16 protein-coding genes are annotated in these 13,090 nt (G+C 73.0%); 7 read left to right on the forward strand and 9 right to left on the reverse strand.

Going from position 1 to position 13,090, the window contains the following annotated elements:
• Nucleotides 1-44: 44 nt before the first annotated feature.
• The 4 genes from ACOOHE_RS11435 to nadD form a co-directional block, all read right to left on the reverse strand.
• Nucleotides 45-263 (reverse strand): hypothetical protein, encoded by a 219-nt coding sequence (locus ACOOHE_RS11435; protein ID WP_420454211.1) that lies wholly within the window; start codon nt 261-263, stop codon nt 45-47.
• Entirely contained in the window at nt 260-469 is a 210-nt protein-coding gene (locus tag ACOOHE_RS11440) for a hypothetical protein (protein WP_420454212.1), read from the reverse strand. Before ACOOHE_RS11440 ends, ACOOHE_RS11435 begins: the two co-directional genes overlap by 4 nt.
• Before the next feature lie 96 nt (nt 470-565).
• On the reverse strand, nt 566-2,128 hold the full coding sequence (locus ACOOHE_RS11445; RefSeq protein ID WP_420454213.1) for a glycoside hydrolase family 3 N-terminal domain-containing protein: 1,563 nt from the start codon (nt 2,126-2,128) through the stop codon (nt 566-568).
• Between the two features lie 141 nt (nt 2,129-2,269).
• A complete protein-coding gene (gene nadD / locus ACOOHE_RS11450; protein ID WP_420454214.1) occupies nt 2,270-2,869 on the reverse strand; it encodes a nicotinate-nucleotide adenylyltransferase in 600 nt (199 codons plus the stop codon).
• A 261-nt stretch (nt 2,870-3,130) separates the two neighbouring features.
• Here nadD and rplU point away from each other — a divergent pair, with 261 nt between their 5' ends.
• The 3 genes from rplU to ACOOHE_RS11465 all read left to right on the forward strand — a co-directional run bounded on the left by rplU (nt 3,131) and on the right by ACOOHE_RS11465 (nt 4,650).
• A complete protein-coding gene (gene rplU, locus ACOOHE_RS11455) occupies nt 3,131-3,445 on the forward strand; it encodes a 50S ribosomal protein L21 (RefSeq protein WP_420454215.1) in 315 nt (104 codons plus the stop codon).
• 75 nt (nt 3,446-3,520) lie between these two features.
• Entirely contained in the window at nt 3,521-3,781 is a 261-nt protein-coding gene (rpmA, locus tag ACOOHE_RS11460; protein ID WP_420454216.1) for a 50S ribosomal protein L27, read from the forward strand.
• A gap of 143 nt (nt 3,782-3,924) precedes the next feature.
• Nucleotides 3,925-4,650: an HAD family hydrolase gene (locus ACOOHE_RS11465; protein ID WP_420454217.1), complete on the forward strand. Its 726-nt coding sequence runs from the start codon at nt 3,925-3,927 to the stop codon at nt 4,648-4,650.
• Nucleotides 4,651-4,680: 30 nt separating this feature from the next.
• Here the strand turns inward: ACOOHE_RS11465 and ACOOHE_RS11470 are convergent, their stop codons facing one another.
• Entirely contained in the window at nt 4,681-5,298 is a 618-nt protein-coding gene (locus ACOOHE_RS11470) for a rhomboid family intramembrane serine protease (RefSeq protein ID WP_420454218.1), read from the reverse strand.
• A gap of 55 nt (nt 5,299-5,353) precedes the next feature.
• Here ACOOHE_RS11470 and ACOOHE_RS11475 point away from each other — a divergent pair, with 55 nt between their 5' ends.
• A complete protein-coding gene (locus ACOOHE_RS11475) occupies nt 5,354-5,686 on the forward strand; it encodes a hypothetical protein (protein ID WP_420454219.1) in 333 nt (110 codons plus the stop codon).
• Between the two features lie 96 nt (nt 5,687-5,782).
• Here the strand turns inward: ACOOHE_RS11475 and yihA are convergent, their stop codons facing one another.
• The 3 genes from yihA to tatA all read right to left on the reverse strand — a co-directional run bounded on the left by yihA (nt 5,783) and on the right by tatA (nt 7,734).
• The gene (gene yihA, locus ACOOHE_RS11480) at nt 5,783-6,394 is read right to left on the reverse strand and encodes a ribosome biogenesis GTP-binding protein YihA/YsxC (protein WP_420454220.1); all 612 of its coding nucleotides are present in this window, start codon (nt 6,392-6,394) and stop codon (nt 5,783-5,785) included.
• 86 nt (nt 6,395-6,480) lie between these two features.
• Entirely contained in the window at nt 6,481-7,362 is an 882-nt protein-coding gene (gene sucD, locus ACOOHE_RS11485) for a succinate--CoA ligase subunit alpha (RefSeq protein ID WP_420454221.1), read from the reverse strand.
• A gap of 90 nt (nt 7,363-7,452) precedes the next feature.
• Nucleotides 7,453-7,734, reverse strand: a complete 282-nt coding sequence (gene tatA, locus ACOOHE_RS11490; RefSeq protein ID WP_420454222.1) for a twin-arginine translocase TatA/TatE family subunit — start codon at nt 7,732-7,734, stop codon at nt 7,453-7,455.
• A 367-nt stretch (nt 7,735-8,101) separates the two neighbouring features.
• On the opposite strand from tatA, the gene add reads away from it, so the two are divergent.
• The 3 genes from add to aroA are packed head-to-tail and all read left to right on the forward strand — an operon-like array spanning nt 8,102 to nt 11,106.
• Complete coding sequence (gene add / locus ACOOHE_RS11495; RefSeq protein ID WP_420454223.1) at nt 8,102-9,142, forward strand: adenosine deaminase; 1,041 nt, start codon at nt 8,102-8,104, stop codon at nt 9,140-9,142.
• Between the two features lie 3 nt (nt 9,143-9,145).
• Nucleotides 9,146-9,790, forward strand: a complete 645-nt coding sequence (locus tag ACOOHE_RS11500; RefSeq protein WP_420454224.1) for a hypothetical protein — start codon at nt 9,146-9,148, stop codon at nt 9,788-9,790.
• On the forward strand, nt 9,787-11,106 hold the full coding sequence (aroA, locus tag ACOOHE_RS11505; protein WP_420454225.1) for a 3-phosphoshikimate 1-carboxyvinyltransferase: 1,320 nt from the start codon (nt 9,787-9,789) through the stop codon (nt 11,104-11,106). Before ACOOHE_RS11500 ends, aroA begins: the two co-directional genes overlap by 4 nt.
• A 24-nt stretch (nt 11,107-11,130) precedes the next feature.
• On the opposite strand, the gene ACOOHE_RS11510 is transcribed toward aroA, so the two are convergent.
• On the reverse strand, nt 11,131-12,954 hold the full coding sequence (locus tag ACOOHE_RS11510; RefSeq protein ID WP_420454226.1) for a hypothetical protein: 1,824 nt from the start codon (nt 12,952-12,954) through the stop codon (nt 11,131-11,133).
• Nucleotides 12,955-13,090: the final 136 nt, after the last annotated feature.

Consider the following 13,090-nt stretch of genomic DNA (forward strand, 5'->3'; position numbering starts at 1 on the left):
GGAAATGGAAGGGCTTCCGAAAGCTACGAGACGTCCGGGCGGGCTCAGCGGTCGAGGGCGTCGTCGCGGACGTGGGCCCCGTCGTCGACCCGCTCGCGCGTGGCCAGGGCCACGGCGACGCCAGCCACCACGGCCAGCACGACCGTGACGATCCACCCGGCGGTGGAGTCGAGGAAGCGGGGCACGACGATGCCGGCCACCACGCCGACGGCGAGGGCGGCGACGAGGGCGGTCACCCAGCGGTAGTTGGTTCCGGCGGTCATGGGTCTGGGGGTGGGTTGGCGCGGGCGGCGGCCCGCAGGACGAGGGCCAGCAAGACGGTGCCGACGAGGACGACGCCGGCCCGGACGGACGCGATGGAGCTCCACCCGAGGCCCAGTTGGACCGCCTCGACGGTCCAGTACAGGTAGGCGACGGCCGCGATCCCGCACCCGAACGCCAGAACGAGCCGTTCCGTGGGAAGGTTCATGGGGAGGCTCGCTCCGCTCGCGGGAAATGGAAACGAGGAAAGGGGAACGGGCAGAAGGGAGGCGTCGGCGACCTCAGCAGGCACCCTCCGCATCCCTCATCCCGCGTCCCCCGTCCCTCCCCGCGCCAGCCGCTCGACGGCGGCGACCTGGGACACGGCCACGTCCGAATACGTGACGAGGGCCGAGTCGCAGGCGTCGTAGCCGCGCAGGCCGCGCGCGTCGCCCAGGACGACGAGCGTGGTCGGGTGCGCCTCCATCATCCGGATGGCGAACCGGCGCTCCCGAGCGTCGAGCCCGAACGTGCTCCACGCGGCCGGCCGGGCAATCGTCGCGATCACGACCCGCTCGGCGTCCTTGGCGAGCAGGCGGATCTCGTCGAACGGCTCGTCCTGGTCCTCGTGCGTCGGCTCGAGCTCGCGGTAGACGGCGCCGGGCAAGAACTGGGCGACGGCCTCCCCCATCGGCATCGTCTCGGGCTCGTTGGGGCGCGGCGCGGGCTTGACGAGCACGACGAGCGTCCCGGTCCCGTCGCCCAGGTCGGGGAGCGGGCCGCGGGCCACCTCGATGGCGTCGCGGGCCACGCGCTCGGCGAGCGCCTGGTGCTCGGCCGCGGCGACGGTCTCGGCCGGGAGGGGCGGCGCGCGGAACACGTCGGCGCCGAACCGGTCGCGGAGCCGCTGGCGCAGGGCCTCGACCCGGGCCAGCGCCGCGTCGATGAGCCCCTCGTCGAGCCGCCCTTGGCGGACGGCCGCCGCCAGCCCGGCCACCAGCGCCTCGGGGTCGACGGCGTCGACGAACAGGTCGACGCCGGCCTCCAGCAGGTCGGCCGCGAGGTCGGCCTCGGTCCGGCCCTCGACCTTGGCGCCGGCCATCTGCAAGCTGTCCGTCACGACGACGCCCTGGAAGCCGAGCTCGTCGCGGAGCAGCCCGCGCAGGATCGCCCGTGACCGGGTCGCCGGCTGGTCCGGGTCGAGCGCGGGGTAGACCACGTGGGCCGTCATCACCAGGTCGACGCCCGCGTCGATGGCGGCGCGGAACGGGACCAAGTCGGTCGCGTCGAGCGTCGCCCGGTCGTCGTCGAGCACGGGCATCTCGGCGTGCGAGTCGCCCGACGTCCCGCCGTGGCCGGGGAAGTGCTTGGCCGTCGCGAGCTGGCCGGCGTCGTGGACGCCCTCGACGAACGCGGCCACCAGGTCGGCCGCGCGGCCGGGGTCGGCGGCGAACGCGCGCGCGCCGATGATCGGGTTGTCCGGGTTCCGGTCGACGTCGGCGACGGGCGAGTACGTCACGTGGACGCCGCACGCCAGCGCCTCCCGGCTCGCCTGCCGCGCGAACGCCCGGACGGCCTCGGCATCGGCCGCCTCCCCGAACGCGGCGGCGTGGGGGTAGACGGTCCCCCCGACCACCTGCTGGCCGAACCCGCGCTCCATGTCGGTGGTCACGAGCAGCCCGCGCTCGGATTTCTGCTGGAGCCGCGCCAGCGTGTCGCGCGTGTCGGGCCAGCGCCCGTTGAACAGGATGAGGCCGCCGATGGGGAGCCGGTCGAGGAGCGCCGCCACCTCGGCCTCCTGCTCGGTCGCGGTGACGGCCGGCGGCAGGTTGTTGCCCAAGCGGACGACGAGGAGGCCAGCAGCTTTGTCTTCGAGGGAAAGAGGCACGGAAGCGCGGGGTCGAGGGGTCCGCTCCAACGACCGCCGGGGGCGAGTGTTCAGTGGGTCAGTGCGTCAGTGGGATGTCCCGACCCGGCCTGTACAATCCGAGCCCTCCCCCCTTGACGACTGCCCCACTGACGCACTGATCTACCGACGACGGACTCGCCGATACAGCCCCTCCGCGTCGGCGATCTCGCGGACCGCGTCGGGCACGAGGTAGCGGACCGTCTGCCCGTCGGCGATGCGGCGGCGGATGTCGGTGCTCGACAGTTGCAATAACGGCCCGCCCACGGAAACGACGGCCGACGCCAGCCACCGGGGCAACGCCCCGAGGTCGACGCCGTCGCCGGGCCGACGGTACACCACCGGCCGCGCCAGCTCGACGATGGCCTCGGGCTCACGCCAGCGCGGGAAGCCCGCCAGGCTGTCGCCGCCGACGATCAGCGCCAAGTCGCGGTGCCCCTGGGCCGCCAGCGCCCGCAGCGTGTCGACGGTGTAGCTCACGTCGCCCCGGACGATTTCGAGGTCGGACGCTTGGAACCGCTCGTTGCCGGCGATGGCGGCCTCGACCATGCGGAGCCGCGTCGGGGCTGACGCGAGCGCGGGGTCGGCCCGCTTGTGGGGCGGCGTCGCGGCCGGCATCCAGAGGACGCGGTCGAGCCCGGCCGCCTCCGCGCACGCCTCGGCGACCGCGAGGTGGCCGACGTGCGGGGGGTTGAACGAACCGCCGAACAAGGCGAGAGGCATGCGGGGCGCGGGATGCGGGATGCGGGATGCGGGATGCGGGAAGATGTCCGGCGCCAGCCGCTCGCGCCACCCCGTGGCCTCCGCCAGTTCCCATTCCCTGAGCCTGCCCCTCGAAAGCCGCGAGAAACCGTCAATCTTCGCCAAATCACCCGATCCCCCGATCCCCCGATCCCTACTTTCGTTGGCTCTGTCCCGCGCCCCTCCGCGGGCCTGCCCGGCACCCGGCCGGGACCGCAGGCGGAGGGCCAAGCCCGCACCCCCATGTACGCAATCGTCGAGATCGGCGGCAAGCAGTTCAAGGCCGCCGAGGGCGACCGCCTCTACGTCCCCCGCCTCCAGGCCGAGGTCGGCGACTCGGTCACGTTCGACCGCGTCCTCCTCACGTCCGGCGACAGCGGCGTCTCCGTCGGGGCCCCGACGGTCGGCGGCGCCTCGGTCACGGCCGAGGTCCTCGGCCACGTCAAGGGCGACAAGGTCATCGTGTTCAAGAAGAAGCGCCGCAAGGGCTACCGCGTCAAGAACGGCCACCGCCAGCCGTACACGCAGATCAAGATCGGCACCCTGTCGGTCAACTAGCCGACGCCCCGCCTCGTCCGGCGCGCGACACCGAGGTCGCGCCCGGCGACCCCTGAACCCCGAACCCCCAGAGACATGGCACACAAAAAAGGCGTCGGCTCGTCGAAGAACGGCCGCGACTCGAACCCCAACATGCTCGGCGTGAAGTCCCCCGGTGGGGCGACCATCAACGCCGGCACGATCATCGTCCGCCAGCGCGGGACCAAGTTCCACCCCGGCGTCAACGTCGGCCGCGGCAACGACGACACGCTGTTCGCGACCGCGACCGGCCGCGTCCGTTTCCAGACGGCGCGTGGTGGCCGCAAGACGGTCCACGTCGACGCGGCCGAGGCGTAGCCCTCCGCTCTCGCCCGACCTGACGCCCCCGCCGCTCCGGCTGCGGGGGCGTTTTTTTGTGCCCCCCTCACCCTGTCCCTCTCCCACGGGGAGAGGGGACCTCGTAGGCAAAGTCGCCGTTGCCCTGGCCCCTTCCACTCCCCATGTCCCTCCCCCGCCTGGTCGTCTTCGACCTCGACGACACCTTGCTCGACCACAAGGCGGCCGAGCGCGCGGCGCTGGCCGACGTCCACGGCCTCCACGCCGAGCACCTCGGCCACCACGACCTCGCCCACCTCCAGGCGACGTACCACGCCTGCAACGTCCCGCTGTGGCGCGACTTCGGCGCCGGGCGGATCACGTCGGCCGACCTCAAGCGGCTGCGCAGCGAGCGGCTCCTGGCCGAGCTCGCGTGCGACACGCTCGCGCCGGAGGCGTTCAGCCGCGACTACCTCGCCCGCTACGCCGCCCACTGGCGCTGGGCCGACGGTGCCCGCGCCGCCTTCCACGCCGTCGCCGACGTGTTCCCCGTGGGCGTGCTGACGAACGGGTTCTCGGCGCAGCAGCGGGGCAAGCTGGACAAACTGCCCGAGATCGCGGACCGCGCCGCGTTCGTCGTCATCTCCGAGGAGGTCGGCGTGATGAAGCCGGACCCGGCGCTGTTCGACCACGTCCGCCGGCTCGCGGGCGACGTGTTGGGCGAGCCCGTCGGCGCGAGCGACCTCCTCTACGTCGGCGACTCGTACCACTCGGACGTGCTCGGCGGGACCGGCGCGGGGTGGCCCGTCGCCTGGCTCCACGGCGACCCGGAGCGGGCGCCCGACGGCGTCTTCTGTTTCTCCGACTGGGACGAGCTGCTGGCCCGGCTCGGTCTCGGCACGCCAGGGTAGGGACACCGTGCACGGTGTCCGCCCGGTCCGTCACCCCAGCCCGATCTGGCCGAGGAAGATGCCGAGGGCGGCCGGGTACAGCAGCAGCGTCAGCGCGAGCCCGCCGAGCGCGCCGCCCAGGTGCGCCTCGTGCGCCACGCGCCCGACCTCCCGTTTCGAGGCGTAGATCGACAGGACCACGTAGAGCACGGCGAACAGGATGGCCGGCATCGGGATGACGAACATGATGCCGAGCATCGCGAACGGCTCGAACAGGCAGAACGAGAACAGCACGCCCGAGATGGCTCCGGACGCGCCGACCGCCGAGTAGTCCGGCCGGTCGCGATACTTCCAGTACGTCAGCGCGTTCGCGATCAGCTCCGAGCCGAGGTAGATCACCAGGAACCGCCCCGAGCCCACCGCCGCCTCGACGTACGGGCCGAAGTAGTACAGCGTGATCATGTTGAACAGCAGGTGCATGAACCCGACGTGGACGAACCCGGCCGTCACCCACCGGGCCCACTCCTTCTCGCGGACCACGCGGTACGGCTTGAACGCCCACCGGTCGATCAGCGACGGGTTCACGAGCAGCGTGTACGCGCCGATGACGACGTTCAACACCAGGAAGAACAGCGTGACGGGCGGGAGCGCGAGGAGGTCTTGGGGCACGGGGGCAGCGGGGAGACGGCTACCTTACCCGCGACACCCTCCCGTGCTCCGCGTGGTGACCCGTTCGCTCCTTCTGGCCCTCGCGGCGGTGTGGCTGTCGGCCTGCCAGGGCGACGCCCGCGCGCCCTATGTCGGCACCTGGCGCGCGGCCGGGCCCGACTCGCTCGACATGCGCTACCAGTTCTTCGCCGACGGGACGGCCCGGATCGTCGAGCGGGCCGGCGTGGCGCCGCAGGTCTACGAGGCGCGCTACCAAGTCGTCGGCGACTCGGTCCTCACGCTGAGCGACGAGGCCGGCGACGGCCGCTTCCGCATCGAGCTCGACGGCGACACGCTCCGGCTCGAGAACCCCGCCAGCGGCCAGCGCACGGCCTGGGTCCGGCTGTGAGGCGTGAGCGGTGAGCCGAGATGGTCGGGGCCACGAGAACCATTCTGCCCGTTCCCCTTTCCGCGAGTACCAGCGAGCCCCCCGAGCGCCAGCGAGCTACACTACCGTGTCGATCCAGGTCCACAGCTCGCCCAACCCCTGCTTTTTCTCGGCCGAGGTGAGGACGGTCGGGAGCTCGAGGCCGTAGGGCTCGAAGTGCTTGCGCAGGCCGGCGACGGCCTGCTGGCGCTGGTTCGACGAGAGCTTGTCCGCCTTCGTCAGCGCGATCAGGTGGGGGGCCGGGCTCTCCAGCATGATCGCCAGCAGCTCCTCGTCCAGCGCCGTCGGCGGGTGGCGGGCGTCGATGAGCTGGACGACGGCGCGCAGCGTCCCTTGCTCGGCCCGCTCCGTCACGTAGCGGCCGACCAACTGTTGCCACCGGGCCCGCTGGGACTTCGACACCTTGGCGAACCCGTAGCCCGGCAGGTCCACCAGGAACACGTCGGGGTGGCCCTGCGGGTTCGGGTTGACCGCGTAGTAGTTGAGCGCCTGCGTCTTGCCCGGCGTGCCCGACGTCTTGGCGAGCTGCTTGCGACCGAGCAGCGCGTTGAGCAGCGAGCTCTTGCCCACGTTCGAGCGCCCCGCGAACGCGACCTCGGGCGCCGTCGGCGCCGGCAGCGCGCCCCACGACGGGGCGGAGAGGACGAACGCGGCGTGCTTGACTCTCATGAGGGCAGGGGGCACGAGGCAAGGGGCGTGGGGCGGAAAGGCTCTCTGCCTCTTGCCCCATGCCCCGTCACCCCTGCCCGTCGCCGCTAGGCGACGCTCGCGAAGTGGTCCGCGACGGTCTCGCCGATGGCGGCCGGGCTCTCGACGGTCGTGATGCCCGCTTGGCGCATGGCGTCGAGCTTGGCCTCGGCCGTGCCCTTGCCGCCCGAGACGATGGCGCCGGCGTGGCCCATCCGGCGGCCCGGAGGCGCCGTGCGGCCCGCGATGAAGCCGAAGACGGGCTTCTTGACGTTCTGGCGGACGAACTCGGCGGCCTCCTCCTCGGCCGACCCTCCGATCTCGCCGATCATCACGATGGCCTCCGTCTCGGGGTCGTCGTTGAACAGCCGGATCGCGTCGATGAACTGGGTCCCGATGATCGGGTCGCCGCCGATCCCGATGGCCGTCGTCTGGCCGAGCCCGGCGCGCGTGAGCTGGTCGACGGCCTCGTAGGTCAGCGTCCCGCTCCGCGAGACGACGCCCACGTTCCCGGGGGAAAAGATCATCGTCGGCATGATGCCGACCTTGACGCTGGCGCCGGGCGTCAGGAGCCCCGGGCAGTTCGGGCCGACCAACCGGACCCCCTTCTTGTCCACGTACGGCTTGACCGGGACCATGTCCTGGACCGGGATCCCCTCCGTGATGCAGACGACCGTCTCGACGCCGGCGTCGGCGGCCTCCAGGATCGCGTCGGCCGCGAACGGGGGCGGGACGAAGATGACCGACACGTTCGCCCCCTCCTGCTCGACCGCCTCGCGGACCGTGTTGTAGACGGGCCGGTCGAGGTGGGTCGTGCCGCCCTTGCCGGGCGTCACGCCCGCGACGACGGTCGTGCCGTATTCGATCATCTGCTCGGCGTGGAACGAGCCTTCTTTGCCGGTGATGCCCTGGACGACGAGGCGGGTGTCGGAGTCGATGAGGATGCTCATGCGGGAGACGTGCGGGTACGCAGTACCAGGTACGTGGTACAGGACAGAGGAAAAGCGGTGGGTACCCCGTACCGAGTACCCCGTACCCGATCAGGCCTGCGTGTCGTGCGGGGGCTCCGGCGCCGGCGACGGCGGCTCGACGACCCCCGCCACCGGCTGCGACGGCTGCGTCGAGGCCGGCGGCGACGCTGGGATCTGGGGCCGTCGCGGGGGCTCGACGGTCAGCTCCTGCTTGATCTCGTTGGTCGCGTCCTTGAACTCGCGGATGCCCTTGCCGAGCCCGCGCGCGATCTCGGGGATCCGCTTGGCGCCGAACAGCAAGAGCACGACGAGGAGGATGGCGAGGATCTCGAACGGTCCGAGGCTGCCCATGGGAGTGCGTGGGAGGGGTGGGCGGAACATACGTGCCGGCCCAAACGGAGTGCCCGGCCGGCGTGGTCTTCGCCGAGACCGCAGAGGGACAGGTGGGCGCATCCTCCCGAGCCCACCGCTCCGCAGCTTCCCCTTGTCATCCTGACCGCGAAGCGACGGCGCAGCCAACGGACGTGAAGGATCTCGACGCGGTGGCGGAGTCGTAGGGGACGGTAGGCGGGGCTCGGGGATCGTGCTGAGATCCTTCGCAGGCTCAGGATGACAAAACCGGGAGGTCAGCGGAGGTCGCGTTAGCCCGGCCCGGAGAGACCGGGGCTGTCGCTGTCTCCCGCCGCCGCCCGTAGCTTCTCGGACGACTCCCTCACCGATGCCGACCCTCGACCGCGACACCGTCCACGCTTGGCCCAAGGCCGAGCTCCACTGCCACCTCGACGGGTCGCTCCGCCTGGGAACGCTGCTCGAACTGGCCGAGGCCCAGGGCAAACCCGACCTCTTGCCCGCCAGCGACGAGGCCGGCTTGGCCGACGAGCTCCGCAAGATCGACAGCTCGCCGACGCTCGAGGAGTACCTCCGGTGGTTCGGCTACTCGATCCCCGTCATGCAGACGCGCGACGCGCTCCACCGGATCGCGTATGAGCTGGCCGAGGACATGGCGAACGACAACGTCCGCTACCTCGAGGTCCGCTACGGGCCCATCCTCCACACCGAGGAGGGGTTGACGATGTGGCAGGTCAACGACGCCGTGCTGGCGGGGCTCGCGGACGCCGAGCGTGACCACGGGATCACGTCCGGCGTGATCGTGTGCGGGCTGCGGGACCGGTTCGAGAGCGCGTCGCTGGCCCAGGCCGAGCTGGCCGCGAGCTACCGCGGGCGCGGCGTCGTCGGGTTCGACCTGGCCGGCGGCGAGCGCGGCAACCCGGCCGACTTGCACGGCTCGGCGTTCTACCTCGCCCGGAAGGAGTTGCTCAACATCACCGTCCACGCGGGCGAGAGCTTCGGGCCGGCCTCGATCCGCCAGGCCCTGTTCAAGTGCGGGGCCCACCGGATCGGCCACGGCGTAACGCTGGGTCAGGACCCCGAGCTGCTCCGCTACGTCGTCGACCGCCAGATCCCGCTCGAGGTCTGCCCCACGTCGAACGTCCAGACCCACGTCGTGGCCAGCTACGAGGCCCACCCCGTCGCCGAGTACTGCCGGGCCGGCGTGCCCGTCACCATCAACACGGACAACACGCTCTTTAGCCACACCACGACGACGGACGAGCTGTGGTTGGCCCACACGCGCTGCGGGATCCCGGCCGAGGCGCTCCGCCAGATCGTGCTCAACGGGTTCCGCCACGCCTTCCTCCCCCACCGCGAGAAGCAGGCGCTGCTCGCCGAGGTGGCCCCGCTCGTCGCCCTCCCCAACTGACCCATGCGCGTCCTGCTGCTCGCCCTCGTCCTCGGCGCCTGCGCCGCCCCCGACCCGGCCGCGACCGCCGAGCCCGGCGTCGCCGACACGCCCGACGCCGAGCCCATCTCGGAGCCCGGCTTCAACGCGGAAGCCTGGATGGAGGCCGTCGAGGCGGCCACCAACGACCCCGACCGCGTCGTCCTCTCGGCCCAGCTCTTGGACGCCGTCGACTGGCGGACGGCCTGCGGCGAGGACGACCCGACGGCCGAGGGCCGCGGCGTGGTCCGGCTCTTGCACCTCTCCCCCACCGAGTCGCTCGCCGAGATCACGTGCCAGCGGTTCGACCGTCAGTCCACGTTCGCGCTCGTCGACGCCCGCGCCGGCCGGCCACCGCGACTGATCCGCGCGCTCGGCGTGTTGGAGGACGGGACGCTCTCGGCCGACACGACCGCCAGCTTCTTCGGCGTCGTGTCCCACGACCCGGCGACGGCGCCGAGCCGGTTCGACGTGCTCACCACGAGCGCCGGCCACGGCGGCTGCGGCACCGACACCCACTACCGGCTCTTGGCCGGGGGCGGGGCCGCCGTCGAGCAGATCCGCGCCCACGACGACTGCGACGAGCCGCTCGCGCCCGAGGACTGGCCCGTCGTCTACCCCGACGAATGACCGTCACCGTCCACCCCGCCGCCGCGCTCGCCGGCCGGCCGGCGCTCCCCGCCGACAAGTCGGTCGCCCACCGGGCCGCCCTGTTCGCGGCCATCGCCGACGGCGAGAGCGAGATCGTCGGGTTCTCCGACGCCGCCGACCCCCAGTCGACCGTGGCCTGCCTCCGCGCGCTCGGCGTCGCGTTCGAGGAGCGGCCGGACGTGCTCGGGGCGGACGGAACGCCGAGCCTGTTCGTCCGGGGCCGCGGCCTCGACGGGCTGAGCGCGCCCGATGGCCCGCTCGACTGCGGCAACTCGGGCACCACGATGCGGCTGCTCGCCGGGCTCCTCGCTGGGCGCCCGTTCACGACCACGCTCGTCGGCGACGCCTCGCTCTCGGGCCGGCCGATGGGCCGGATCGCGCGTCCGCTCGGCCAGATGGGCGCCCGGATCGGGATGACCGACGGCCACGCGCCGCTCGTCGTCGAGGGCGCGCCGCTGAGCTCCATCACGTACCGGCTGCCCGTCGCCTCGGCCCAGGTCAAGAGCGCCGTGCTGCTGGCCGGGCTCAGCGCGAGCGGGACCACGACCGTCGTCGAGCCCGTCGCGACCCGGGACCACACCGAGCGGATGCTCGGGCTCGACGTGCTCGTGCGCGGCGGCGAGCGGCACGTCTCCGTCGACGGCGGGACGACGGTCCGCGCACGGCAGTGGGTGGTCCCGCGCGACGTGTCGGCGGCGGCGTTCTTCCTGGTGGCCGGCAGCATCGCGGAGGCGGCCACGATCCAGCTCTCGGGCGTCGGCCTCAACCCGACCCGGAGCGGCGTGCTCGACGTGCTCCGCGCGATGGGCGCCGACGTCCGGGTGTCGAACGAGCGCGAGCGCGGCGGCGAGCCGCTCGGAGACCTCCGGGTCGAGGCACCCGGCGGACTGGTGGGCGTCGAGATCGGCGGGGCCATCGTCCCCAACCTGATCGACGAGATCCCCGTGCTCGCCGTCGCCGCGGCGTGCGCCCAGGGGCGGACCGTCATCCGCGACGCCGAAGAGCTGCGGGTGAAAGAGACCGACCGGATCGAGGCCATCGCCGACGTCCTCCGCGCGATGGGCGCCGACGTCCAAGAGCGCCCAGACGGGCTCGTCATCGAGGGCGGGCGTGGGCTGAAAGGGGCCGAGGTCGACGCCCGCGACGACCACCGAATCGCCATGTCCGCCGCCGTCGCGGCCTTGGTCGCCGACGGGCCGACGACGATCCACGGCGCCGAGGCCGCCGCCGTCTCGTTCCCCGGCTTCTGGGACGCCCTGGAGAGCGTCGCCGCCGGCTCCGTCGAGGCCGGGTAGCAGGTCGAGAGCGCCAGGCCCCGGTCACTCGACGCGGAAGTCGAGGGTCCGCTCGATGGTCTCCCCGGTCTCGAGCAGCTCCACCTCGATCCCCAGCCGGACGTCGTCGGCGCCGTCCCACGCGGCCTGGTCGATGAGGAACGCGACCGGGAGCACGCGGCTCGCGCTCTCCCGGTAAAACTGCTGCGTCGACTCGCTCACGTCCGACCGGCGGAAGAGGCCGCCCGCGCGGCGCGTCCGGACCGAGTAGGTCACGAACACCTCGGCCCCGCCCACCGGGAGGTAGACCTCGGCGTACAGGCCGACCCCGCGGAGGCCGTCGAGCGAGCCGCCCGGGAACGGGTCCACGCGGTCGCGGCCGAGCCCCTCGCGCAGGCTCGCCCCGGCGTCCATCACGTCGTCGACGAGGAACGGGACCAGGTCGCTCATCTCGAGGTCGACGCCGTAGAGGAGCGGCGTGACCGGGTCGAGGTAGCCGACGTGCGTGCCGCCGCCGCGCTCGACCTGGACGGCCAGGCCGAGCCCTCCGCTGCCGCCCTCCCACGCGAGCCGGCGCGCGCCCTCGCCCAGGAACACGTCGGCGACGACCGCGCGGTCCGGGCCCATGACGACGGTCCGGGCCCGCTCGGGCTCGCGGCCGGCCGGCTCCGGCCAGTAAGCCAGCACCTGCGTCTGCCCCAGCGGCCCGAGGAACCGTGCGACTCGGGCGTCGAGCGGGAGCGGGGGCCGGAACGCCTGGGAGCGCGTCGTCGGAGCGGCCCGGTCGCGGCGGAGCGTGAGGACCTGCTCGATCCGGACCGCCTCCATCATCGCCAGCCGCGCGACGGCGGCCGGGCTCTGGACCGCGCCCATGCTCTGGTCCGCGTTCGCCGCGTGGAGCGCCGTGAAGTCCGACCGCGTCGACGGCTGCCGCCGGCCCGGCTCGGCCGAGGCCTGGACGCTGGCCCGGATGCGGAGCCCCTCCATCTCGCTCAGGAAGGCGTCGACGGTCGTGAACTGCTCGCCGTACTCCGGAGCGAACGGGCCGATCTGCCGGAACACCGTGCGCAGGACCTCGAGCAGGACGTCGGCCTTGGCACCGCCGCGCCCCGTGGCCCCGTCGATCCCGGTCCGAAACCGTCCGGGAATCAGGTCGATCACCTGGCCGATCCGGTAGCCGGAGCCGTCGTCGACGAACAGGAACGAGAACGGCTCGTCGGCCGCGTAGTACCACAGCTCGTTGTCGGCGAACTCGCTCGGGGAGACCGTGAACCCGTTGTACACCGAGGCCTGGAGGTCGCGGAGCCGCGCCAGCAGCTTGGCCGAGTAGAAGTCGATCGTCCGGTGCCCGTCGGGCGGCCCCAGCCGGAGGTAGACCTCGCCCCTCGGGTCGAGCCCGAGCGGCGCGTCGTCGAGGGCGTAGAGGCGGTGGGCGACCGCCAGCCGCGTCAGGTGCTCCGTCAGCCGCTCGTTCTCGGGCGTCGCCGGGGCCGGGTCCAGCCGACCGACCGCGTCGAGCACGGCCCGGCCCGACTCGGGCGGGCCGTCGGCGCCGTCGACGAGCACGGCGACCGCCCGGCGGACCTGGCGCTCGGCGCGCGACGCCCCGCGCGCCGCCGTCCGCCCGGACACGAGGGCCTCGGCGCACCGGGTCCCGGCGCGCTGGACCTCGGCGTCGTCGAGCGAGAACGCGAGGTACACGAACGCCGCCGCGGCCTCCGGCTCGACGGGCTCGCGGCAGTCCACGAACGCCGCCTGGACGTCGGCGCTGTCCGGCCTCTCGCTCGTCCACGCGGCGCCGGGGCCCACCACCGCCGGCGGCCCGGCCGACCGGCATCCGCCCACCGCCGCCACTGCGAGCAGGCACACCCCGACCGCTCTCCAGCTCTTCCTGCGGACTGCGTGCTCGCCCATCGGACCCATCGCTCAGGTGGGGGAAGAATACGACGAGGGGGACCCGGCCGAAACCGGGTCCCCCTTACGTGCCTCACGGGCGAGGCCGAGG

Origin of the sequence: Rubrivirga sp., from assembly GCF_965213695.1 — a bacterium.
Taxonomy (GTDB): domain Bacteria; phylum Bacteroidota; class Rhodothermia; order Rhodothermales; family Rubricoccaceae; genus Rubrivirga.

What these genes read in the sequence shown, in the direction of transcription:
- ACOOHE_RS11435 (WP_420454211.1), bottom strand. Translation starts at nt 263, where the DNA reads ATGACCGCCGGAACCAACTACCGCTGGGTGACCGCCCTCGTCGCCGCC.
- nadD (WP_420454214.1), bottom strand. Translation starts at nt 2,869, where the DNA reads ATGCCTCTCGCCTTGTTCGGCGGTTCGTTCAACCCCCCGCACGTCGGC.
- yihA (WP_420454220.1), bottom strand. Translation starts at nt 6,394, where the DNA reads ATGAGAGTCAAGCACGCCGCGTTCGTCCTCTCCGCCCCGTCGTGGGGC.
- ACOOHE_RS11440 (WP_420454212.1), bottom strand. Translation starts at nt 469, where the DNA reads ATGAACCTTCCCACGGAACGGCTCGTTCTGGCGTTCGGGTGCGGGATC.
- sucD (WP_420454221.1), bottom strand. Translation starts at nt 7,362, where the DNA reads ATGAGCATCCTCATCGACTCCGACACCCGCCTCGTCGTCCAGGGCATC.
- aroA (WP_420454225.1), top strand. Translation starts at nt 9,787, where the DNA reads ATGACCGTCACCGTCCACCCCGCCGCCGCGCTCGCCGGCCGGCCGGCG.
- rplU (WP_420454215.1), top strand. Translation starts at nt 3,131, where the DNA reads ATGTACGCAATCGTCGAGATCGGCGGCAAGCAGTTCAAGGCCGCCGAG.
- add (WP_420454223.1), top strand. Translation starts at nt 8,102, where the DNA reads ATGCCGACCCTCGACCGCGACACCGTCCACGCTTGGCCCAAGGCCGAG.
- ACOOHE_RS11500 (WP_420454224.1), top strand. Translation starts at nt 9,146, where the DNA reads ATGCGCGTCCTGCTGCTCGCCCTCGTCCTCGGCGCCTGCGCCGCCCCC.
- tatA (WP_420454222.1), bottom strand. Translation starts at nt 7,734, where the DNA reads ATGGGCAGCCTCGGACCGTTCGAGATCCTCGCCATCCTCCTCGTCGTG.
- rpmA (WP_420454216.1), top strand. Translation starts at nt 3,521, where the DNA reads ATGGCACACAAAAAAGGCGTCGGCTCGTCGAAGAACGGCCGCGACTCG.
- ACOOHE_RS11465 (WP_420454217.1), top strand. Translation starts at nt 3,925, where the DNA reads ATGTCCCTCCCCCGCCTGGTCGTCTTCGACCTCGACGACACCTTGCTC.